Annotated in this window: 22 protein-coding genes and 1 pseudogene; 6 read left to right on the top strand and 17 right to left on the bottom strand. The window is 58.6% G+C overall.

What is annotated here, in order from left to right; translation table 11 throughout:
• Position 1 precedes the first annotated feature (1 nt).
• From ATY76_RS23480 to ATY76_RS23455, 6 genes are all read right to left on the bottom strand, one after another.
• Positions 2-544: a MerR family transcriptional regulator gene (locus ATY76_RS23480; RefSeq protein ID WP_088677112.1), complete on the bottom strand. Its 543-nt coding sequence runs from the start codon at positions 542-544 to the stop codon at positions 2-4.
• Positions 545-693: 149 nt separating this feature from the next.
• Positions 694-1,032 carry an integration host factor subunit alpha gene (locus tag ATY76_RS23475; RefSeq protein ID WP_088677111.1) on the bottom strand — a complete coding sequence of 113 codons (339 nt, stop codon included), beginning with the start codon at positions 1,030-1,032 and terminating at the stop codon, positions 694-696.
• 106 nt (positions 1,033-1,138) lie between these two features.
• Positions 1,139-2,110, bottom strand: a complete 972-nt coding sequence (locus ATY76_RS23470) for a beta-ketoacyl-ACP synthase III (protein ID WP_088677362.1) — start codon at positions 2,108-2,110, stop codon at positions 1,139-1,141.
• A 20-nt stretch (positions 2,111-2,130) separates the two neighbouring features.
• The gene (gene plsX, locus ATY76_RS23465) at positions 2,131-3,177 is read right to left on the bottom strand and encodes a phosphate acyltransferase PlsX (protein ID WP_088677110.1); all 1,047 of its coding nucleotides are present in this window, start codon (positions 3,175-3,177) and stop codon (positions 2,131-2,133) included.
• Positions 3,178-3,275: 98 nt separating this feature from the next.
• Positions 3,276-3,830: a DUF177 domain-containing protein gene (locus tag ATY76_RS23460; protein WP_088677109.1), complete on the bottom strand. Its 555-nt coding sequence runs from the start codon at positions 3,828-3,830 to the stop codon at positions 3,276-3,278.
• Between the two features lie 11 nt (positions 3,831-3,841).
• Positions 3,842-4,432 (bottom strand): ubiquinol-cytochrome C chaperone family protein, encoded by a 591-nt coding sequence (locus ATY76_RS23455; RefSeq protein ID WP_088677108.1) that lies wholly within the window; start codon positions 4,430-4,432, stop codon positions 3,842-3,844.
• Positions 4,433-4,618: 186 nt separating this feature from the next.
• On the opposite strand from ATY76_RS23455, the gene ATY76_RS23450 reads away from it, so the two are divergent.
• Positions 4,619-5,152, top strand: coding sequence for an outer membrane protein assembly factor BamE (locus ATY76_RS23450; protein ID WP_088677107.1), 534 nt, complete (start codon positions 4,619-4,621; stop codon positions 5,150-5,152).
• 97 nt (positions 5,153-5,249) lie between these two features.
• Here the strand turns inward: ATY76_RS23450 and ATY76_RS23445 are convergent, their stop codons facing one another.
• The 4 genes from ATY76_RS23445 to ATY76_RS33795 all read right to left on the bottom strand — a co-directional run bounded on the left by ATY76_RS23445 (position 5,250) and on the right by ATY76_RS33795 (position 8,740).
• Complete coding sequence (locus ATY76_RS23445; RefSeq protein ID WP_088677106.1) at positions 5,250-7,388, bottom strand: sodium-translocating pyrophosphatase; 2,139 nt, start codon at positions 7,386-7,388, stop codon at positions 5,250-5,252.
• A gap of 196 nt (positions 7,389-7,584) precedes the next feature.
• A complete protein-coding gene (nusB, locus tag ATY76_RS23440; RefSeq protein ID WP_088677105.1) occupies positions 7,585-8,067 on the bottom strand; it encodes a transcription antitermination factor NusB in 483 nt (160 codons plus the stop codon).
• Between the two features lie 3 nt (positions 8,068-8,070).
• Positions 8,071-8,526 (bottom strand): 6,7-dimethyl-8-ribityllumazine synthase, encoded by a 456-nt coding sequence (locus ATY76_RS23435; RefSeq protein ID WP_088677104.1) that lies wholly within the window; start codon positions 8,524-8,526, stop codon positions 8,071-8,073.
• Positions 8,527-8,572: 46 nt separating this feature from the next.
• On the bottom strand, positions 8,573-8,740 hold the full coding sequence (locus ATY76_RS33795) for a hypothetical protein (protein ID WP_190233717.1): 168 nt from the start codon (positions 8,738-8,740) through the stop codon (positions 8,573-8,575).
• Between the two features lie 132 nt (positions 8,741-8,872).
• Between ATY76_RS33795 and ATY76_RS23430 the strand changes: the two genes are divergently transcribed.
• The 3 genes from ATY76_RS23430 to ATY76_RS23420 all read left to right on the top strand — a co-directional run bounded on the left by ATY76_RS23430 (position 8,873) and on the right by ATY76_RS23420 (position 10,388).
• A complete protein-coding gene (locus tag ATY76_RS23430) occupies positions 8,873-9,232 on the top strand; it encodes a hypothetical protein (protein WP_088677361.1) in 360 nt (119 codons plus the stop codon).
• Positions 9,233-9,343: 111 nt separating this feature from the next.
• A complete protein-coding gene (locus ATY76_RS23425; protein ID WP_088677103.1) occupies positions 9,344-9,847 on the top strand; it encodes a cupin domain-containing protein in 504 nt (167 codons plus the stop codon).
• A gap of 25 nt (positions 9,848-9,872) precedes the next feature.
• Positions 9,873-10,388 (top strand): GNAT family N-acetyltransferase, encoded by a 516-nt coding sequence (locus ATY76_RS23420; RefSeq protein WP_088677102.1) that lies wholly within the window; start codon positions 9,873-9,875, stop codon positions 10,386-10,388.
• A gap of 95 nt (positions 10,389-10,483) precedes the next feature.
• On the opposite strand, the gene ATY76_RS23415 is transcribed toward ATY76_RS23420, so the two are convergent.
• Genes ATY76_RS23415 through ATY76_RS23385 form a run of 7 tightly spaced genes read right to left on the bottom strand, consistent with a single transcriptional unit; the run spans position 10,484 to position 16,415 of the window.
• The gene (locus tag ATY76_RS23415; protein WP_088677101.1) at positions 10,484-11,362 is read right to left on the bottom strand and encodes a glycosyltransferase family 2 protein; all 879 of its coding nucleotides are present in this window, start codon (positions 11,360-11,362) and stop codon (positions 10,484-10,486) included.
• A gap of 44 nt (positions 11,363-11,406) precedes the next feature.
• On the bottom strand, positions 11,407-12,159 hold the full coding sequence (locus ATY76_RS23410; RefSeq protein WP_088677100.1) for a class I SAM-dependent methyltransferase: 753 nt from the start codon (positions 12,157-12,159) through the stop codon (positions 11,407-11,409).
• Between the two features lie 3 nt (positions 12,160-12,162).
• The gene (locus ATY76_RS23405; protein WP_088677099.1) at positions 12,163-12,606 is read right to left on the bottom strand and encodes a GNAT family N-acetyltransferase; all 444 of its coding nucleotides are present in this window, start codon (positions 12,604-12,606) and stop codon (positions 12,163-12,165) included.
• Positions 12,603-13,574 carry a hypothetical protein gene (locus tag ATY76_RS23400; protein WP_088677098.1) on the bottom strand — a complete coding sequence of 324 codons (972 nt, stop codon included), beginning with the start codon at positions 13,572-13,574 and terminating at the stop codon, positions 12,603-12,605. The genes ATY76_RS23405 and ATY76_RS23400 overlap by 4 nt, the downstream gene beginning before the upstream one ends.
• The gene (locus ATY76_RS23395; RefSeq protein WP_088677097.1) at positions 13,571-14,539 is read right to left on the bottom strand and encodes a glycosylase; all 969 of its coding nucleotides are present in this window, start codon (positions 14,537-14,539) and stop codon (positions 13,571-13,573) included. Before ATY76_RS23395 ends, ATY76_RS23400 begins: the two co-directional genes overlap by 4 nt.
• Positions 14,540-14,592: 53 nt before the next feature.
• On the bottom strand, positions 14,593-15,297 hold the full coding sequence (locus ATY76_RS23390) for a WbqC family protein (protein ID WP_088677096.1): 705 nt from the start codon (positions 15,295-15,297) through the stop codon (positions 14,593-14,595).
• 5 nt (positions 15,298-15,302) lie between these two features.
• Complete coding sequence (locus tag ATY76_RS23385; protein WP_088677360.1) at positions 15,303-16,415, bottom strand: DegT/DnrJ/EryC1/StrS family aminotransferase; 1,113 nt, start codon at positions 16,413-16,415, stop codon at positions 15,303-15,305.
• Between the two features lie 195 nt (positions 16,416-16,610).
• On the opposite strand from ATY76_RS23385, the pseudogene ATY76_RS23380 reads away from it, so the two are divergent.
• A pseudogene (locus ATY76_RS23380) lies at positions 16,611-18,619 on the top strand (glycosyltransferase family 1 protein).
• The gene (gene rfbC / locus ATY76_RS23375) at positions 18,609-19,187 is read left to right on the top strand and encodes a dTDP-4-dehydrorhamnose 3,5-epimerase (RefSeq protein WP_088677094.1); all 579 of its coding nucleotides are present in this window, start codon (positions 18,609-18,611) and stop codon (positions 19,185-19,187) included. Before ATY76_RS23380 ends, rfbC begins: the two are co-directional and overlap by 11 nt.
• The last annotated feature ends 4 nt before the right edge of the window (positions 19,188-19,191 follow it).

Below are 19,191 nucleotides of genomic sequence, written 5' to 3'. Positions count from 1 at the left end.
CTCAGCGCACCTGATCGAGCAGACGCTTGCATTCCAGGAGATCGTAAAGCGCCTCCTGCAGCAGCGCCCTGTCTTCCTTGCCGACGCTCGACTTGCCGATCGAAACCTCAGGCTGATCGTCGTCTCCGGCGACGAAGTTGAAGAAGCGGCGGGTGATCGGCGGCTTGGCGCGCCCGACGATCTGATCTTCCTCGGCCATGCCGACGCGCGGTTCGCCGGCGCCCGCATCCTGCACGCCCGACGCAAGCGCCTCGACACTGGCGAGATCGCCATGGCCGACGGCGACGACGAACTTGTTGCCGTTGGTCTTCAGAAGCTTCTGCACGCCCTTGATCGTATAGCCGTGATCATAGAGGAGATGCCGGATGCCCTTGAGGAGATCCACGTCCTCCGGCCGATAATAACGACGGCCGCCGCCGCGCTTCATCGGCTTGATCTGGGGAAAGCGCGTTTCCCAGAAGCGCAGCACATGCTGCGGCAGATCAAGATCGTCTGCAACTTCGCTGATGGTGCGAAAGGCATCGGGGCTCTTGTCCAACGTCATACTGCTACGCGACCTCGCGGCTCGATCCAACGGCGACTCATCATATTTCAAAGGTTTGGCGCCGACAATTCAAGTCATGTCTTGACGTTGCGCACAGCCAAGGACAGTGCGAGAGGAAAAAACTGCCGTCGGGAAACAGGAAGCGGCGATCAGGAGGCCGGGTTTTGCGGCTTCAGCTTGACCTTGCGGGCGACGTGCGCCTTGAGGATGCGCGTCTTCAGGACGTTCGAGGCCTTGAAGGTCATTACGCGGCGGGGAGAAATCGGAACCTCTTCGCCGGTTTTCGGGTTGCGACCGATCCGCTCGTTCTTGTCACGCACCTGGAAGGTCGCGAAGGAGGAAAGTTTCACGGTTTCGCCACGCACGATGGCGTTGCAAATTTCATCGATGACGGTTTCGACCAGTTCGGCGGATTCGGTCCGGGAAAGCCCTACCTTTCGGAAAACGGATTCCGCCAGGTCTGCTCGCGTCACTGTTTTTCCCGTCATGGTTTCCCCGCCCATTACAAAATATTTTGTGAAAGCGAACGAAGAGTATTTGTCTTGCGCCTTACGGTCAAGCTCTTGTTCGCCGCCAGTTTTTTAGGATTCTTGCCTACCAGCGCAGCAAAACTGCGCCCCAGGTGAAACCGCCGCCCATGGCTTCGAGCATCACGAGATCGCCTTTCTTGATGCGGCCGTCGCCGGCAGCGGTCGCAAGGGCGAGCGGGATCGAGGCGGCCGACGTATTGCCATGCAGGTCGACGGTGACGACGACCTTCTCCGCGGCGATGTTCAGCTTCTTCGCAGAGCCGTCGATGATGCGCCGGTTGGCCTGATGCGGCACCAGCCAGTCGAGGTCGTCGGCGGTGGTGCCGGTCGAATCGAAAGCAGCCTGGATGACATCGGTGATCATGCCGACGGCGTATTTGAAGACCTCGCGGCCCTCCATGCGCAGCTTGCCGACGGTTCCCGTGCTCGACGGTCCGCCATCGACATAAAGCTTGTCCTTGTGCGAGCCATCGGAGCGCAGATGCGCCGTCAGCACGCCGCGATCGGCAGACGTGCCCTCGCCTTCGGCCGCTTCAAGCACGATCGCGCCGGCGCCATCGCCGAAGAGCACGCAAGTGGTGCGGTCGTTCCAGTCGAGGATGCGCGAAAAAGTTTCGGCACCGATGACCAGAACGCGCTTTGCCAGGCCGCCGCGGATATAGGCGTCCGCAGTCGTGACCGCATAGACGAAACCGGTGCAGACGGCCTGGACGTCAAAGGCGAAGCCGTGGCTCATGCCGAGACGGTTCTGGATGTTGACCGACGTCGCCGGAAAGGTGTTGTCGGGCGTCGAGGTGGCGCAGATGATGAGATCGATATCCGCCGGCGTCAGCCCGCCATTGGCAAGGGCTGCGCGTGCGGCAGCTTCGCCCAGCGAAGCCGTCGTCTCGTCATCGCCGGCAACGTAACGCTGGCGGATGCCGGTGCGCTGGACAATCCATTCGTCCGATGTATCGACGATGGCCTCCATGTCACGATTGGTCATCACGCGCTTCGGAAGCGCGGCTCCGAATCCGCGAACCACTGAACGGATCATATTCGATTGCACCCCGTAGCTCATGCCGCTTCCGGGCCTATGGGAGGCAGCCGCTTGGCATGATATTTCTTAAGATCGTTTTCTATTTTCTGATTGAGGCCGTTCTTAGCCATGTCGTAGCCGACTTCGATGGCGGCGGCGATGCCTTCGGCATTCGCTCCGCCATGGCTCTTGATGACGATGCCGTTCAGGCCGAGAAACACGCCGCCATTGACCTTGCTCGGATCGAGCTTCTCGCGAAGCATGTCGAAGGCGCTCTTGGCAAAGAGGTAGCCGATGCGGGCAAGCAGCGTGCGCGACATTGCCGCACGCAGATATTCGGCGATCTGTTTGGCCGTGCCTTCGGCGGTCTTCAGCGCGATATTGCCGGAAAAGCCTTCGGTGACGACGACATCGACCGTGCCCTTGCCGAGATCGTTACCCTCGACGAAGCCGGAATATTCGAGCGAATCGATGTTCGCCTCGCGCAGAAGCCGGCCGGCTTCCTTGACCTCTTCCTGGCCCTTCACTTCCTCGACGCCGACGTTCAGAAGGCCGATCGTCGGGCGCTCGATCTCGAAAAGGGCGCGCGCCATGGCGCCGCCCATCAGGGCGAAATCCATGAGCTGCTGTGCATCGGCGCCGATCGTCGCGCCGACATCGAGCACGATGCTCTCGCCCTTCAGCGTCGGCCAGATCGCCGCGATCGCCGGGCGCTCGATGTTGGCCATGGTGCGAAGACAGAACTTCGCCATCGCCATCAGAGCGCCGGTATTGCCGGCAGAAACCGCGACGTCGGCATCACCCGTCTTCACCGCCTCGATCGAACGCCACATGGTGGAGACATAGCGGCCGCGGCGCAGCGCCTGGCTTGGCTTCTCCTCCATGCTGACGGCCAGCTCGCAATCGTGAAAGACCGATTTTTCCTTGAGTTTCGGGAACTTGACGAGAACCGGTTCGCAATGTTCCTTGATGCCGTAGAAAACGAAGGAAATATCCGGATGCCTTTCCAGCGCCTTGGCGGCGCCGGGGATGACAACCTGGGGACCAAAGTCGCCACCCATGAGGTCGAGAGATATTCTGATCACGCGTCCCTGATCCTTCTTTCCGCCGAGGGCGAAATTTCGGCCAAAATACCGGTTTTGGCGTCCCTTACAACTGAATTATATCAAATGCCAGAGGCGCTTCAGTCCTTTTTCCAATCCTTGAGGACCGCGAAAGCGGAGGGCTTTTTGTCGTTCTCGCCGCTATCCTCGATATGGCCAGTGAACTCGACGCCCTGCTTGCGCGGATAGGGATCGATCGCAAGCGCGGCGAATTCTGCAACCACCTCGCCGGCATCGATCGTGTCGCCGACAAAGGTCTCCGGCAGATCCGGACCATCGGGGTCGAGCAGCATCTCACCGGCGTCGTTGCCGGGCTGGCGGGCAAGCTTGGAACCGTCGGGCACAAAAATCTGCTCGAAACTCTCGTCAATGGCGGCATCCACCGGTTCCAGCGTTACGACGCAGGACTGAACGATCTTCGCCTGCACGCGGCCCTTGACGCGCACACCGTCGCGTTTCCAGCGGGCGATCTGCAGATCGGCGCGCAAATCATCGACCGAGACCACGCTCCAGGTCTCGGCAAGCGCCTTCAATTCGCTGGCATCCGCCTCGATATGGACCTCGACGGGATTGGCCGAGATGTGGCCGACCTTGACGTGATAGGAGAAGGGAACATCGTCCCGATCGTGTTTCATCGTTTCCTCCTTCAGGCGGCCGGCGGCAGCGTTGCCGAACCGGTGGCGATCAGCTCTTCCGGAACGGCGGACAGATGGGCTTCGGCCGCTATCATCCATGCCGCGAGGCCGGACATGTCGGCCGGCGTCGCGGGCTCCGGGTAGATGTTGCGCTCAAGCGCGAGAGCGAGCGCTTCGGTATCGCCCGCATCCATCGCCTTCGAATAGGCTTCGAGCCGGCCGTAGAACATGCCGGCGAGCTTTTTCATGCGTTTCGGCACGCTATTGTCGCCGATGCCGAGTTCGCGGATCGAATAGTCGATATCCTGGAAAAAGGCGTCGACGATCTCCTGGGCGATCTCCTGGCCGCTGGTGGTGGAACCGCGCGTGCGGCGGAAAAACAGAATCATGACGATCGACAGCATTTCGAAACGACCCATGACCGTGTCCGGCACATTGAGGCCTTCGTAAAGCTCGGGCATTCGCGCGGCGGCCGTCAGCGTCGCATATTGCCGATCGACGATCGCCTGATTGTTGTTTTTCTTGCGGAAGAGCCCGAAGATCATTGTTTTTTCCGGAAATGCCTCATTCTTCGCGCCGGCTGGCGTCTGGCCTTGTTGCATGATGTCGAAAGCTGGTTTACCGAAGCAGGCGCGAATTGCAATGCCGATCGTGGCCAGTTTCGGGACGGCGCCTTCAAGGTGTCAGCGAAACAAAATCGGGAAATTCGACCCGGAATGGCCACAATGGTTTTGCAGGAGGAAGCGTGTAAGGCCCCAAATGGCTGCTATCGACACTCAAGGGAGTAGATGTCGTTGAAGAAACGGTATTTCAAGTCTGACATGAAATTCTTCAGCAGCGCGGCCATTGCCTTCATAATCGCCTCCACCACTGCTCTTTCGGGCTGCCAGACCGGCACCGTGCTCAATGGCGGATACGTCGCCGACCAGCAGTCGCTGAACCTCGTTCCAGAAGGTTCGAGCCGCGAGCAGGCGCTGCTTTCGCTCGGCACCCCGTCGACGACGGCGACCTTTGACGGCGAAGTCTTTTATTACATCTCGCAGCGGCGCACGCGTTCGGTCGCCTTCCAGAAGCTGAAGGTCGTCGATCAGAGCGTTCTGGCGATCTATTTCGACAAGGACGGCGTCGTTAACCGCCGCGCCAATTATACGCTGCAGGACGGCAAGGTGTTCGACACGATCGGACGCGTCACGCCGACCGGCGGCAAGGAACTCACCTTCCTGCAGCAGATGCTCTCCGGCGGCAGCGCCGCAAGTGCGGCCCGCAGCCTGTTCGGCGGCGGCGCCGGCGGCACGCCGCAGAACCCGAGCAGCCTGCGCTGATCGGACAAGCTTCAAACGAAAAAACCCGCCGGATCGCTCCGGCGGGTTTTTTCATGGTTGGGTATGGCACCGCGGCGAAGCGCGGCGCCTGGATGCATTAACCGGCGAGAACGGCGAGCAGCAGAAGTGCCACGATATTGGTGATCTTGATCGCCGGGTTGACGGCGGGGCCGGCCGTGTCCTTGTAGGGATCGCCGACGGTATCGCCGGTCACGGAAGCCTTATGCGCTTCCGAGCCCTTCATGTGACGCACGCCGTCCTTATCGACGAAACCATCCTCGAAGCTCTTCTTGGCATTGTCCCAGGCGCCGCCGCCCGATGTCATCGAGATGGCGACGAAGAGACCATTGATGATGACGCCGAGAAGTGATGCGCCGAGGGCGGCGAAGGCCGAGGCCTTGGAGCCGGAGATCAGAAGCACGCCGAAATAGACGACGATGGGCGCCAGCACCGGCAGCAGCGACGGCACGATCATCTCGCGGATCGCGGCCTTGGTCAGAAGATCGACTGCCTTGCCGTAGTCCGGCTTTTCCGTGCCTTGCATGATGCCGGGCTTGGCCTTGAACTGACGGCGCACCTCCTCGACGATCGAGCCGGCGGCCCGGCCGACGGCGGTCATGGCGATACCGCCGAAGAGATAGGGGATCAGACCGCCGAAAAGCAGGCCGGCGACCACATAGGGGTTCGACAGCTCGAAGGAGATCGTGCCGATATTGGCGAAATAAGGATATTGGTCGCCATGGGCCGCGAAATATTGCAGGTCGTTGGCATAGGCGGCAAAGAGCACCAGCGCACCTAGACCGGCCGAGCCGATCGCGTAGCCCTTGGTGACGGCCTTGGTGGTGTTGCCGACGGCGTCGAGCGCATCGGTCGACTTGCGCACCTCCGGCGGCAGATGCGACATCTCGGCGATGCCGCCCGCATTGTCGGTGACCGGGCCGAAGGCATCGAGCGCAACGATCATGCCGGCAAGGCCGAGCATGGCAGTGACTGCGATGCCGGTGCCGAAGAGGCCGCCGAGCTGATAGGTGGCGAGAATGCCGCCAACGATGACGATGGCCGGCAGGGCTGTCGATTCCAGCGAGACGGCAAGGCCCTGGATGACGTTGGTGCCGTGGCCGGTCACCGACGATTGGGCGATCGAAACGACGGGGCGTTTGCCCGTGCCGGTGTAATATTCGGTGATGACCACGATCAGGGCGGTAACGACGAGGCCGACGAGACCGCAGATGAAGAGGTTCGTGCCGGTAACGTCGGCGCCGGCGACGGTGCCGAGCGAGCCCCAGCCGACCGTCAGCGACGTGGCGGCGCCGAGACCGATGATGGACAAGAGGCCGGTGACGATGAGGCCCTTGTAGAGCGCGCCCATGATCGAGCCGTTCGAGCCGAGCTTGACGAAGAAGGTGCCGATGATCGAGGTGATGATGCAGGCGCCGCAGATCGCCAGCGGATAGATCATTGCCGACTGGAGGACCGGCGCACCGGCAAAGAAGATCGCGGCGAGAACCATGGTGGCGACGACGGAGACCGCATAGGTCTCGAAAAGGTCGGCGGCCATGCCGGCGCAATCTCCGACATTGTCGCCGACGTTATCGGCAATCGTCGCCGGGTTGCGCGGATCGTCCTCGGGAATGCCGGCTTCCACCTTGCCGACGAGGTCGCCGCCGACATCGGCGCCCTTGGTGAAGATGCCGCCGCCGAGACGGGCGAAGATCGAGATCAGCGAGGCGCCGAAGCCGAGCGCGACCAGCGCATCGATGACTTCACGCGAGCCGCTTTCATGTCCAAGCCCGACCGTCAATATGGTGTAGTAGATGGAGACGCCGAGCAGCGCGAGGCCTGCCACCAGCATGCCGGTGATCGCGCCCGATTTGAAGGCGATGTCGAGGCCGGCGGAGAGGCTGGCGGAAGCCGCCTGGGCGGTGCGCACATTGGCGCGAACGGAGACGTGCATGCCGATGAAGCCGGCAGCGCCTGACAGTACGGCGCCGATCAGGAAGCCGATGGCGGCCGTGGCGGAAAGGAGAAGCCATGCCGCGATGAAAACAACAACGCCGACAAGGGCAATGGCCTTATACTGGCGGGTCAGATAGGCCTGAGCGCCTTCGCGGATATAACCCGCGATCTCCTGCATGCGGCTGTTGCCCTGATCGGCGGCAAGCACCGACCGGGTTGCCCAGGCGGCATAGACCACCGAGAGCAGACCGCATGCAATTACGCATAAAAGAATGGTCATTTCGCTCTTTCCTCCCATAGGCCGGAGTTCATCCTCCTCCGGCAGATACGCCGCCGACTCGCCTTCCTCTCCACAGAAATGCACAGCTAAGCGGTGCGGAGATTGCGTGGTCGATCACGTGGCGTCAAGACCGCAACGGGCGAAAACCATTGCGGTACGAAGAAAGACGTAGGGAGATTGTTCGGCGGCTAAGAACTTACTTCTTCGCCTCGCCACGAACCTGCTTGGCGATGCGGTCGAGCACGGCGTTGACGAGCTTTGGCTCGTCGTCCTCGAAAAAGGCCTGCGCGATCTCGACATATTCGGTGACGATGACCGCCACCGGAACGTCCTTGCGGTCGGTCAGCTCGAAAACGCCCGCGCGCAGGATGGCGCGCACGGTGCTGTCGAGGCGGGACAAAGCCCAATCATCCTGCAGGGCCGCGGCAATCAGCGGATCGAGACGGACCTGATCGCGCACGACGCCGGAGACGATGGAGCGGAACCAGCCCGCGTCGGCCTTCAAATAGGTTGCGCCGTCGAGCTCCTGCCCGAGGCGGTGCGCTTCGTATTCGGCCACGATTTCCAGAACGCCCGTGCCGCCGACATCCATCTGATAAAGCGCCTGCACGGCGGCAAGACGAGCAGCGCCCCGCTGGTTCGCAGTCTTGACCGGCCGTTCCGTCTTGTCGTCGTTCATTCTTTAAGCACCCAGTTTCTGCTTCAGCTCGATCATCGTCAGAGCCGCGCGGGCGGCGAAGCCGCCCTTGTCCTTTTCCGAGCGGCGTGCGCGCGCCCAGGCCTGTTCATCATTTTCCACGGTCAGGATGCCGTTGCCGATGGCAAGCGACTCGCTGACCGCGAGATCCATCAAAGCGCGCGAGGATTCGTTCGATACGATATCGAAGTGATAGGTCTCGCCGCGAATGACCATGCCGAGGGCGACATAGCCATCATAATGCGTGCCGCCATTGTCGTCCCCATCGAGCGACATGGCAATCGCCGCCGGAATTTCTAAGGCGCCGGGAACGGTGACCACCTCATAGGTGGCGCCGGCTTCCTTGAGCGCGAAGGTCGCGCCTTCGAGCAGCGCGTCGGCCATGTCGTCGTAAAAGCGGGCTTCAACGATCAAAATATGGGGAGCGGTCTCTCTCGACATGGTTCACCTTCGTTTCGCGGGACATTTTCCACTCGGCAGCCCGCGGTCAAAACATGCCTTCATCGGAATGGCAAGCAATTTCGCCCGATGCCGCAACGTGGAAAGACGAAATATCCGCAAAGGGATAGCCGCAGGATCCGCGCGCAACAGGACAGGCCTTGAAAACCTGTTTTGCAGGATGCCTTGAAAACGGCAATTCGAAGGCAGTTTTCATGAACAATTTTTAATGGATTTTCAGTGGCTTAAGCCATTGAATCGCGAAAGGGCGAGCGCCAATTCCATGTCGTGACACCGACGATCCCCTGCAACGACAGCCGACCGTCAAAGCAGATGAAAGGATATGATCATGAACCGTATTGTCACCGTCACCCTCGCTGCAGCGCTCTCCTCCCTGGCATTTGCCGGCGTCAGCCGGGCCGAAAGTCTTGGAATGAACACGGACCGGGGCATCGAGCAGACGCTCAGGAGCTTCCAGGGCAATGATTTCAACGTCGAGCAGGTCCATAACTGGCGCAACCTCGACGACGAATGGACCGGCCCGCACTCGGCGCCTGAGCGGTCCGGCCAGGCCGTTCGCGGCATCCAGGCCTCGATCGACGCCAACAGGTCACTCGCCCATCGGCTTAACAACGAGGGCGTCGACGTTCGCAACATCGTCAATGCCGAACAGGCGGCCGATGGAAGCCTGACCTTCTACGTCCGCTGACGGCTTCCCGCATGGGCGGCGGTCTCCTCTCCGCCCATGCCGGGCTCTCGCAGAAAGTCATTGAATTTTTCGACGCGATGATGGTTTCTCTTTCTGCAACAGGAGGACCTCATGGCGACAGAACCGAAAGCGGTGATCAACACCGCCGATCTCAAGCTCGACCACTGGAAACAAGGCGAGTTCTACGAAAGCGCCGATACCTCGTTCGGTGGGCTTCTTGGCCTGGCCGGCCTTGGCATCAGCTATAATGAAGTGCCGCCGGGCAAATCGAGCTGTCCCTTCCACAATCATCACGTCGAAGACGAACTCTTCTATGTGATTTCAGGCGCCGGCGAATACCGCCTCGGCGACGAGCGCCATGCGATCAAAGCGGGCGACGTGCTCGGCGCGCCGGCCGGCGGACCTGAAACGGCGCATCAGATCATCAATTCAGGCACAACGACGCTGGTCTATCTCGGCATTTCGACGATGGCGAAAACCGAGATCGTCGAATATCCCGATTCCGGAAAGTTCCTCGCCAAGACCAACTGGGACGGGGCGAAGCCCGGGCGCTTCCGCCATATCGGACGGCCGGAAAGCGACCTCGATTATTGGGACGGCGAGCCCGGCGCTTGAGCACGTCATTCCCAAAGGATCAAACATGACCACCATTCCGACACTCGAAACGGCGCGGCTGACGCTTCGCCCCCACCGCCTGGACGATTTCGAAGCGCATGCGGCGCTGTGGGCGGACGAGGATGTCGTTCGCTTCATCACCGGCGCGCGGTCAACCCGAGAGCAGAGCTGGAGCCGCATGCTGCGCATCGCCGGCATGTGGCACCATATGGGATTCGGTTTTCTTGCCATCGTGGAAAAAGAGAGTGGCCGCTTCATCGGCGAAGCGGGTTTCCTCGAAGCCCGCCGCGAGATGGAGCCCTCGATCGAGGGCACGATGGAAGTCGGCTGGGCGCTGATGCCCTCGGCACACGGCCGCGGTTACGCCACCGAGGCGCTGACCGCCCTGATCGGCTGGGGGAAAGCGCATTTTCCAGGAAAGCCGATGAGCTGCATCATCAGCCCCGAGAACGAGGCTTCGCTGAGGGTCGCAGCCAAGCTGGGCTTTCGCGAGACGGCGCGCGCGCAGTACAATGGCGAGATCATTCAGTTTTCGCGGTAGGGAATTTCGCCAAACGGGCAGCGCAGAGCGTCCACCGCACCAGCCCGATGCTCCTGGAATGCGGAGTACCAATGCCCGAGGGCATGCAACCTTCCTTACATCAGTGCTTCTTCAATTTGCGCAATTTTCGCTCCAAGCTGAGGGAACGAATTCTGCCAGTACCGGTAGACATTCAGCAGGTTGCGATATGCGGTAGGCAAGTCGCTTGCCGGCAAATAGCCTCTTTCAAACGCAAAATTCAGCACGTCCTCATAGTAGGTGATTGCATAAATGAATTTCCAGTTGACCTCGGGATTCGACGTGGCGTTCTCATGGCGCCTGAAATAGGAAAGCGGTGTAGGGTGGATGACGAAGTTGCCGAGCTGCGCCAGTTCCACCCAGGCTGACAAATCAATCAAGCCAGGAAAGAGGTCGCCTTCCATCTTATACAATCGGAATCGACCATTGCTATCGAATGCATCCTCCTTCCGAAATAAAGCCGTTGTGTACTCTCCAACTAAATTGACGTGATTGAGAGCCGTCAACCGCAAGAAGTCGTCGCCAGAAACGATCTTGAGGCCATCTCCGGAAGCGTTGAAGTGGTTAATGAAGCCGGTCGTATGATTTTTCCCGTCAATCAAATAACGAGGAGAAAACGAAAGGCGGGTGTTTCTTTCTTTTGTCGACTCCAGCGCCTCTAGCAGGAACTGTATGCAGAAAGGGTGTAGCACGTCGTCATCGAACAAGAATTTGATGTATTCGCCGCTCGCGATTTCCACCAGTCTGCGCACATTGCTCTCGGGACCCGGATTCGGATTGCTGCTGTATTGCACAAATCCGTCGTAGTTCCGGCAGATCGCCTGGATTTCATCGGTCGGACAATCATCCGACACCAGAATTTCGACATCGGTGAAGCTTTGAGCTAACGCACTTCGCAGGCACAGTTCGAAATAGTCGGCCTTGTATGCGGGAATACAGATCGATACGCGCGGCATCGGACATCCTTGGAATTCAGAAGTTGAGTTCGCTAAAGCGGAGCCTATTGCGTTTGGCCGGCTTCACACATGAGAAAGATGCTGGCGCAAAGATCGGGATAAACTTGCCCCAGCTGATAGCAACCCTCCAGATAGTCACTAGAAATGATGTCCGTCTGAAGTAAGCGATCCCACTGAAAATTTGCCAGGGCTTTGAAGAAAACGCCGGACCGATGCACAACGTTCAATCCCGCCAACCTTGCATCGCGCTCCAGGGTATCCAGTGAATATGTGATGCGGTGACCATGCTCCGCTTCCGCCTTCGTGATTGCGGAATTGTGGCTTATCAAACCCATTTTAACAGCGATCTGGCGGGACGGGGCATTCGCATTCGGGCATACCAGGAAGAGCCTGCCCCCTTCCGATAGCCATTCGTCATTGACGCGCTTCAGCACGCCTACCGGATCGTCCAAATGCTCGAGAACATGTGTCAGCAGGACATTGTCATAGCGTTTGGGGAGCTTCACCTCTTCGAACACGTCATTGATAAATGTCAGGCCGTCACCCAGTTCGTTCCGCGCGACGGCTATTGCCTCATCGGAGGCTTCTACGCAGGTGATATCGTCGAAATAAGGAACGATCCTTTTCGTGAAGTCGCCCCGGAAACTTCCAAGTTCAAGCAGGCTTCCCGAGCGGAAAAAGGGCATGAAAGACTTCAGCATATAATGATGCATGACGTCGAAATCGAAGTTGTATGCGTAGCGATGATCGCTAGCATCCTTGATTTCGCTATTATAATCGCGCTTCTTCTCAGCCATCTTCTACCCCAAATCTCGCTTCATTGTCAGCATTGACTGTTCGCCATCCAGCACCACGAACCCATATCTGCGATAGACAGCGACGGCGGCCATGTTTTTCGCCTCGACCTCGAGGCGTATCGTTTCAAACCTCTCCTGCCTGGCCAAAGCCATGCTCCGTTCGAGCAACGCTCCCGCTATTCCCCTGCCGCGCCATTCCTCCAACACACTTAGATTCGTAATGAATGCCGATGTCTGTTGGGGATTGTTGCAATATATGGCCAGAAGCCCGATCAACTTACCGTCAGACCATGCCTCAAAGCGCTCGGCATTGAGCAGGATTTTCAGCGCATAAGCGTCGATGTCCACGCGTGCGCGAAGCCCCTCGGCGAAAACAGTTCCGCATTCATTCAAATGGTAGGCGATGTCGCTTTCCGAAGCGAGGTTGTGGCCCCAATCCGGCGTCATGCAGCACGTTCCAATATTGCGGCGCCGAATCCATGCCGGCCAAACTGGTTTCCGTTATAGAGGAGGTAGATTGACCCATCCGCCTCGAAGACGTGCGGATAGCACAACATGTCGGAATCCCATTCGCCGTCCGTTCCTTCAATCCCCAATTCAAGGTCATCGCGTGACCAGTTGATCAGATCGTGCGAATAGGCGTGGCCGATTTGATAGCCGCGTTTCCTGTTGGTGCGAAAATCCGACGATTGCCGATAGCAGAAGAACATATGATAGCGATCATCGATCCGGATGACGGTCGGCAGAGCTTGGCTCTCGTCGGCCCCAAGCCGATCGGGTATGATCTGCCTGCCTTCCTCCTTCTGCCAGTTGATGCCGTCTGGCGAGGTCGCATGACCAATTTTATAAGTGCGATCCGGAGGCGCGCCCGGGGAGTATTCTTTCCACCCAGTCCCGAAAATATACCACATGTGAAAGAGGCCATCGATGAACTTCACAAAGCCGTCGCCGACCAGGCACGGCTCCTTCAGAGACGCCGACAAGACCGGCCCATCGCCGATCCTCTTGAACGACATCCCGTCGTCGTCACTGAGGGCAAGCCCGATTGCCGTATCGACCGAGACCGCAACCCTTCGATTCCAGCCGCACGTGTAGCCGTAGATCTTCCCTTCGTGTCGCATCACATTCATCGGGAAGATGCCATGCTCGTCAAAGCAACCGAGTTTGCCGAGTTCAATAACCGGCCTGTCGGAAACGCGAATGGCCCGCTCCAGAGTCTTATCCATGTCGACGAAAGCGACATGGCTGAGATATTTACCGTTCACGTCAGTTGCGCGCGTTGAGAAGTAGATTCGTATAAAGTCATCAAAAACGAGGGCTTGGGGCGACTGCGCAAACTCGACACAGCCTGCGGGCAGTTGATGCTGCGTGGGATCAAAGATCCTGCCCAGTTTCTTCCATCGCATTTTGGTCATGCGTCACCGAGCTTTCCGTCGAGAACAGCAAGGCCGAAACCATTGCGCCCGACTTGATTGCCGAGATAGGCCATATAGGTCTTGCCATCCAACTCGAAGACATGCGGGTAGCTGACCATCTCATCATCCCAGCCTGTGTCGGAGACCGTCAGCCCCGCTTTGCTATCGTCACGTTGCCAGTTGACCAGATCGTTGCTCGAGGCGTAGCCGATCCGGTATCCTTTTTCCTTGCCGCGATAATTCGTACTGTGGCGATAACAGAAGAACATGTGGTAGCGCCCGCCGGCAAAGATCACATCGGGGCTCGCCTGTGCCTCGTCGGTCTCGACGACAGATTCGATCAGATCTCTGTTCGCTTTCGTCCAGTGCACGCCATCTTCAGAGGTGGCCAGACGGATTTTGTACACAGGCTCCGCACGCCCATCGGCCATAATCCACTTGGAACCAGAGATATAGAACAGGTACCACCGGTCGTTAAAACGCCGAATCTTAGGACTACTGAGGACGAAGGGTTCATCCGGCGAGTATGGCACGACGGGTCCGCTGCCCGCCTTAGAGAAGGTCCGGCCTTCGTCCGTGCTCAAGGCCAATCCTATACCGACGTTGAAAGGCACGGATTCGCATCGCGTCCAGCCGGCATAGTAAGCGCGTATGAGGTCGCCATCCCTCGCTACGGAGATCGGATAGGTACCAAATTGATCGAATTCGCCGAGATCGCCCAATTCCAGGACCGGACGTTCGCTGATCCGCATGATCTTGAACAAGTCAGCCCTGTCCACGTCAATAAAAGCAGAATGCGAGACATATTGCCCGGCCTGATCCGCTGGTGGGCGGCAGGAAAAATATATTCGGACAAAGTCGTCGAAAACCAGCGTTGCAGGCGCTTGAGCAAACTCCTTAAGCCAGGGACGATCAGTCACCTCCTGCGGCGTAAAAACCTTGCCTAATTTCTTCCATTTGAACATTGCGTCACCGATTTATTCTTCTTAGACCGCTGCAAGCCGACGCTCGTCTGCACCTAGGATTGGATGAGCTCATACTCGCCGAGGATATTTTTCTGAATCTCTTCCGCCGAGTTGAACATGATGACATCCACAATCGACAGCCAGGGCACGAAATCAGCGCCGAACTGAAAATATTCCACCTGCTTCGGCTTGATGAATTTCAGCTCAATGTCACGCGCAGCAAACGCATCTTGAGAGTAAAGTTCCATGCCCCCTATCGCATTCACATAGACCTTCGCGCCCGCTTTCTCGCAAAGTGCCAAAACCTTTTCCTGGGACTTGAGATCGTGATTTATCGCTATTTCAGAGGAGACGGCGAACTCTGTCCCGATTGCAAGGTAGCCGCAGATTTCCGTGATGGAGTTGAAAATATAGGAAAAAAGATTGTTGTCCGGGAAGCCTATCGCCTGCTCGAGCACAGGGAAAGCATTGGAAAAAAATGGCGCGCGTCGATAAGCGCCTTGAAGTTGATTCAGCAGCTTGTTGCGGTCGAAGTCTGGCGACAGGCTGCGTTCGCACACGTCTAAACTATCCGGCGCGGCCTTCAGCGGCAGAGAGAATGTGGCGTCCCGGCCGTCGCGCAACATCCGGTTCCGGTTAATCCAACCCTTTTTTGTGTATTTGATATTGTCGTAGACGATGAATTTATCGACCGCACTGATCAGCTGAAAGTAGCCAATGTAAGGAAAAAAATACGGCTGCATAATAGCCAGTTTCATTTCATCTACCCCTGACAAGCAATGATCGCGCAGACCTTGTCGACGATCTCCATTTCCATGTCGGGATAGATGGGAAGGCAGAGTACCTGTTGTGCGGCTTCGGTTGCGACCGGCAGATTCGCAGGCTGCGCGGAAGGCCGGCTGCGGTACATCGAAAAGCTTGAGATCAGTGGATAGAAATAACGGCGCGGATGAATGCCGTTTTCCTTCAGAAGCTCATAGAGCTCATCGCGCGAAATCGGATAGCCAGGGCGTACTAGGATCGGGAAATAAGAGAAGTTGGAGACGGTCTCGCCGGAACGGTTCAGGCATTCTATGCCGGCGACGCCGCGCAGACGCTCGCGGTATGCGGCATCGATGAGCCCACGCCTTTCAAGGGCGAAGTTGATGTACTTCAACTGCAACAGGCCAAGCGCAGCGTTGAATTCGCTCATCTTGCCGTTCGTGCCTGGCGCGACCACGGTCACTTCATCGACGTAACCGAAGTTCTTCAGCTGGTCGATTCGGGTCTTCGTCTTGACATCAGGGCAGATGATGGCCCCGCCTTCGAACGTGTTGAACACCTTGGTCGCGTGGAAGCTCAGGATGGAAAGGTCGCCGTGATTGAGAATGCTTCCCCGCTCGTCTTCCACGCCGAAGGCATGGGCGGCGTCATAGATCACCTTGAGATTATAGAGATCGGCGATCTTCTGGATCGAATCGACGTCGCAAGGGTGGCCGTAGCAATGCACCGGCATGATCGCCGTCGTCTGCTGCGTGATCGCCGCTTCGATCTTCGCCGGATCGAGATTGAGCGTCACCGGATCGATGTCGACGAAGACGGGCTTCAACCCGTTCCACAGAAGCGAATGCGAAGTGGCCACGAAGGAATAAGGCGTGGTGATGACTTCACCCGTGACGCGGAGCGCCTGAAGCGCCGTCAGCAACGCAACGGTGGCGTTCGAAAACAGGCTGATGTGCTTCACGCCGAGATGGTTGCAGAGCTCCTGCTCCAGTTGCTCGTGGAATGGCCCGCCATTGGTCAGGATGCGATTGTTCCAGATCGCTTCCAGCGAAGGAATGAATTCGTCGAGCGGCGGCAGGCTGGGCTTCGTTACATAGATCTTTTCGTTTTTCATGACGCCGTCCAAAGTTAGGCACTATCACGCAGTTGGCCTGGCACGACCATTACGGCTTAACCTGTTCCCAAGCTGACCAGCGAAATTCCTGCCAACAGTGTGGCGCAAGCTTCACGTCCAATAGTCGACACCCGAACCAGCCGAATGCTGTTGCGTGAATCACGAAGACGGCGGCCATGCCCGAAGGACAATACCTTGACGATCAATCAGCCCATTTCTTCCCTGCCGGCAGGTCTTCCCGATTTGACGCTTCTCACGGAGAAAGCGGCCAGCACTGGATCAGTCATTATCTATCAGCCTTATCTTGATCCTTTGCAGCGCAGCCAGCTCGATGCGGCGGCCATGCCGTTCGACATCTCGTTCAATACGCAGGCGACGACCCGCGAATATGAACTTTTCCTCACCCTGCATCAGCATCACGAGGCAATCGGCCTCGGCGAGGACGTGTTCTGGGGGTTGCTATCGAGCAAATTCGAGATGAAGTCGGTGACGAGCTTCCGGTCCTTCGTCACGGAAGCGGAAAAGGCCAGGGCGGAAGGTGCGGACGCCTATCTTTACAATCCGCTGATCGGCCATGCGGCGATCTACAGCAACGTCTGGGAGCATTCGCTGCTTGGCGGTCATCCCGGCATGGAGCCGATCTTCCTGCATATTCAGGAGCTCGGCTATCCGATCGCGCCACCGCAAGACAAAACCGCCTTCATGTTCTGCAACTATTTCTGCGGCAACAGAAAGTTCTGGTCCGCTTATTTCGCCTTCTGTGAACACATTCTGGAATCGCTGGAAAATGAAGCGCGTCGCGGCACGCCGGCGGGCATTGCCTATGCCGGCACGGCTCACTATACACGCGACGCCAACGCGACGATGCGCCCCTTCGTGATCGAGCGTCTGCTCGGGCTCTATGTCCAGCAGGCCGTTGCGGCAGGTTTGAAGGTCGCCGCCTTCGTGCCGGCGCCTGCCGATTTCGAGTGGAAGTTCGGCGTCCGCCTCGGTCGGTTGCTGCATGGTCTCTTCACCGCCAAGGAAGCCTTTCTGCGGAGCCGTGAGGAGGCTCTCCTGACAAAGTGGCAGGAAGGCCGCCAACCACTCGTCAAGCAGCCGCACCTGATCTGGTTCGCCGATGATCCGCCGGCCTGGATGCCGCGCGGCCAGTTCACGGGCGGCCGCGAACTGATGCGTGCCTATGCTCAGCAGACTCCAGGCGTCTCTCCAGGCCCGCAGCCGGTACGAACGGAAAGGCCCGCTATACCAGCCGCGCCGAAGATCGAGCAGTCGCTTCCCAATACCTTGCAGCCCTTTGCCGGCGGATGGCAGGCTCACAAGGATCGCCATTGCATCTGGATCGTGACCCCTCCCAATTACAACCACAGCCACGCCTTCGACGAGGTTGCACTCGGCCTGCAGGGCGCCTTCCATGAACTGGGCGGCTCGGCACCGATTGTCAGGGACATGAATGAATTCGCGGGTCGTGCGCCGATTATTTATGGCGGTAATCTTCTGGCCCCCGAAATTGTCGGCCAACTACCAAAGGACAGCGTTCTCATCAACCTCGAGCAGGTGTCCGAAGAAAGCACCTGGATCAACTCACGCTATGTGTCGATCCTGAGGGCGATGCCGGTGCTCGACTACAGCCCGCGCAACCGCGAAAACCTTGCCGCCAAGGGTATCGACCACGCCGGTGTGCTCGAAATCGGTTACAGCGGTTGCCTGAGCCAGATCCAGCACGCCCCGGTCAAGGACATCGACGTGCTCTTCTACGGCTCGATGAACGAACGCCGCCACCATATCCTGAAGACGCTGACAGAGCGCGGGCTCAAGGTCGCGCATCTCTTCAACGTCTACGGTGCGGAGCGCGATGCGGCGATTGCCCGCGCCAAGATCGTCATAAACATCCATCACTATGCGAGCGGCGTCTTCGAGATCGTGCGCATTTCCTATCTGCTCGCCAATCGCGTTTGCGTGCTGACAGAAGGCGACATCCGCGATCCAGACCTGCAGCCCTTCATCGGCGGCTTGGCAATCGAGCCGTATGACCACATGATCGAGCGCTGCTGCAAGCTGATCGCAGATGCCGACGAGCGCGATGCCATTGCGGCGCAAGGCCTTGCGGCCATGCGGAGCCACTCGCAGGCGGACATGCTGATGAGCGTCATGAGGGCGGGCGCCTGATGAAGGCCGCAGAGAAGGTAAATCATGCGCATTGAGACCGCGGCCATCGAGGGCATTGTTGCAATCACGCCGCCACGCTTCGGCGATCACCGCGGCTACTTCTCCGAGGTATTCAAAGACGCCTGGTTCCGGCAAAATGTGGCCGACGTCACGTTCATCCAGGACAATGAATCGCTTTCGGCGCAGGCCGGAACCGTCCGGGGGCTGCATTTCCAGATACCCCCCTTCGCACAGGGCAAGCTGGTGCGCTGCCTTGCCGGCCGGATCATGGACGTGGTGGTCGACATCCGCGTGGGATCACCGAGCTACGGCAAATGGCTCTCTCAGGAGCTCTCGCCGGAAACCGGCAAGCAGCTCTGGGTACCGACCGGTTTCGCACATGGATTCGTAACGATCGAACCGAACAGCGTCATCAGCTACAAGGTAACCGCACCCTACAGCCCGCAGCATGATCGGGGCATCGCCTGGAACGATCCCGCGATCGGCATTCGCTGGCCATTCGATGAGAAAGACATGGTATCGTCCGACAAGGACAAGACGCTGCCTCGGCTTGCCGATCTGCCGAGCCATTTCTTCTATTCAGCACAGCAACCCAAGGATTGATTCA

Origin of the sequence: Rhizobium sp. R339 (genome assembly GCF_002211395.1) — a bacterium.
Classification (GTDB): domain Bacteria; phylum Pseudomonadota; class Alphaproteobacteria; order Rhizobiales; family Rhizobiaceae; genus Rhizobium.
Note: the sequence above shows the minus strand (reverse complement) of the source record. Positions and strands in the feature narration are given on the sequence as shown.

Excerpts from the sequence above, each read along its gene's own strand:
- ATY76_RS23480 (WP_088677112.1), bottom strand. The coding sequence starts at position 544 with ATGACGTTGGACAAGAGCCCCGATGCCTTTCGCACCATCAGCGAAGTT.
- ATY76_RS23475 (WP_088677111.1), bottom strand. The coding sequence starts at position 1,032 with ATGACGGGAAAAACAGTGACGCGAGCAGACCTGGCGGAATCCGTTTTC.
- ATY76_RS23470 (WP_088677362.1), bottom strand. The coding sequence starts at position 2,110 with ATGATCCGTTCAGTGGTTCGCGGATTCGGAGCCGCGCTTCCGAAGCGC.
- ATY76_RS23460 (WP_088677109.1), bottom strand. The coding sequence starts at position 3,830 with ATGAAACACGATCGGGACGATGTTCCCTTCTCCTATCACGTCAAGGTC.
- ATY76_RS23455 (WP_088677108.1), bottom strand. The coding sequence starts at position 4,432 with ATGCAACAAGGCCAGACGCCAGCCGGCGCGAAGAATGAGGCATTTCCG.
- ATY76_RS23450 (WP_088677107.1), top strand. The coding sequence starts at position 4,619 with ATGTCGTTGAAGAAACGGTATTTCAAGTCTGACATGAAATTCTTCAGC.
- ATY76_RS23445 (WP_088677106.1), bottom strand. The coding sequence starts at position 7,388 with ATGACCATTCTTTTATGCGTAATTGCATGCGGTCTGCTCTCGGTGGTC.
- nusB (WP_088677105.1), bottom strand. The coding sequence starts at position 8,067 with ATGAACGACGACAAGACGGAACGGCCGGTCAAGACTGCGAACCAGCGG.
- ATY76_RS23435 (WP_088677104.1), bottom strand. The coding sequence starts at position 8,526 with ATGTCGAGAGAGACCGCTCCCCATATTTTGATCGTTGAAGCCCGCTTT.
- ATY76_RS33795 (WP_190233717.1), bottom strand. The coding sequence starts at position 8,740 with ATGAAAACTGCCTTCGAATTGCCGTTTTCAAGGCATCCTGCAAAACAG.
- ATY76_RS23430 (WP_088677361.1), top strand. The coding sequence starts at position 8,873 with ATGAACCGTATTGTCACCGTCACCCTCGCTGCAGCGCTCTCCTCCCTG.
- ATY76_RS23425 (WP_088677103.1), top strand. The coding sequence starts at position 9,344 with ATGGCGACAGAACCGAAAGCGGTGATCAACACCGCCGATCTCAAGCTC.
- ATY76_RS23420 (WP_088677102.1), top strand. The coding sequence starts at position 9,873 with ATGACCACCATTCCGACACTCGAAACGGCGCGGCTGACGCTTCGCCCC.
- ATY76_RS23415 (WP_088677101.1), bottom strand. The coding sequence starts at position 11,362 with ATGCCGCGCGTATCGATCTGTATTCCCGCATACAAGGCCGACTATTTC.
- ATY76_RS23410 (WP_088677100.1), bottom strand. The coding sequence starts at position 12,159 with ATGGCTGAGAAGAAGCGCGATTATAATAGCGAAATCAAGGATGCTAGC.
- ATY76_RS23405 (WP_088677099.1), bottom strand. The coding sequence starts at position 12,606 with ATGACGCCGGATTGGGGCCACAACCTCGCTTCGGAAAGCGACATCGCC.
- ATY76_RS23400 (WP_088677098.1), bottom strand. The coding sequence starts at position 13,574 with ATGACCAAAATGCGATGGAAGAAACTGGGCAGGATCTTTGATCCCACG.
- ATY76_RS23395 (WP_088677097.1), bottom strand. The coding sequence starts at position 14,539 with ATGTTCAAATGGAAGAAATTAGGCAAGGTTTTTACGCCGCAGGAGGTG.
- ATY76_RS23390 (WP_088677096.1), bottom strand. The coding sequence starts at position 15,297 with ATGAAACTGGCTATTATGCAGCCGTATTTTTTTCCTTACATTGGCTAC.
- ATY76_RS23385 (WP_088677360.1), bottom strand. The coding sequence starts at position 16,415 with ATGAAAAACGAAAAGATCTATGTAACGAAGCCCAGCCTGCCGCCGCTC.
- rfbC (WP_088677094.1), top strand. The coding sequence starts at position 18,609 with ATGCGCATTGAGACCGCGGCCATCGAGGGCATTGTTGCAATCACGCCG.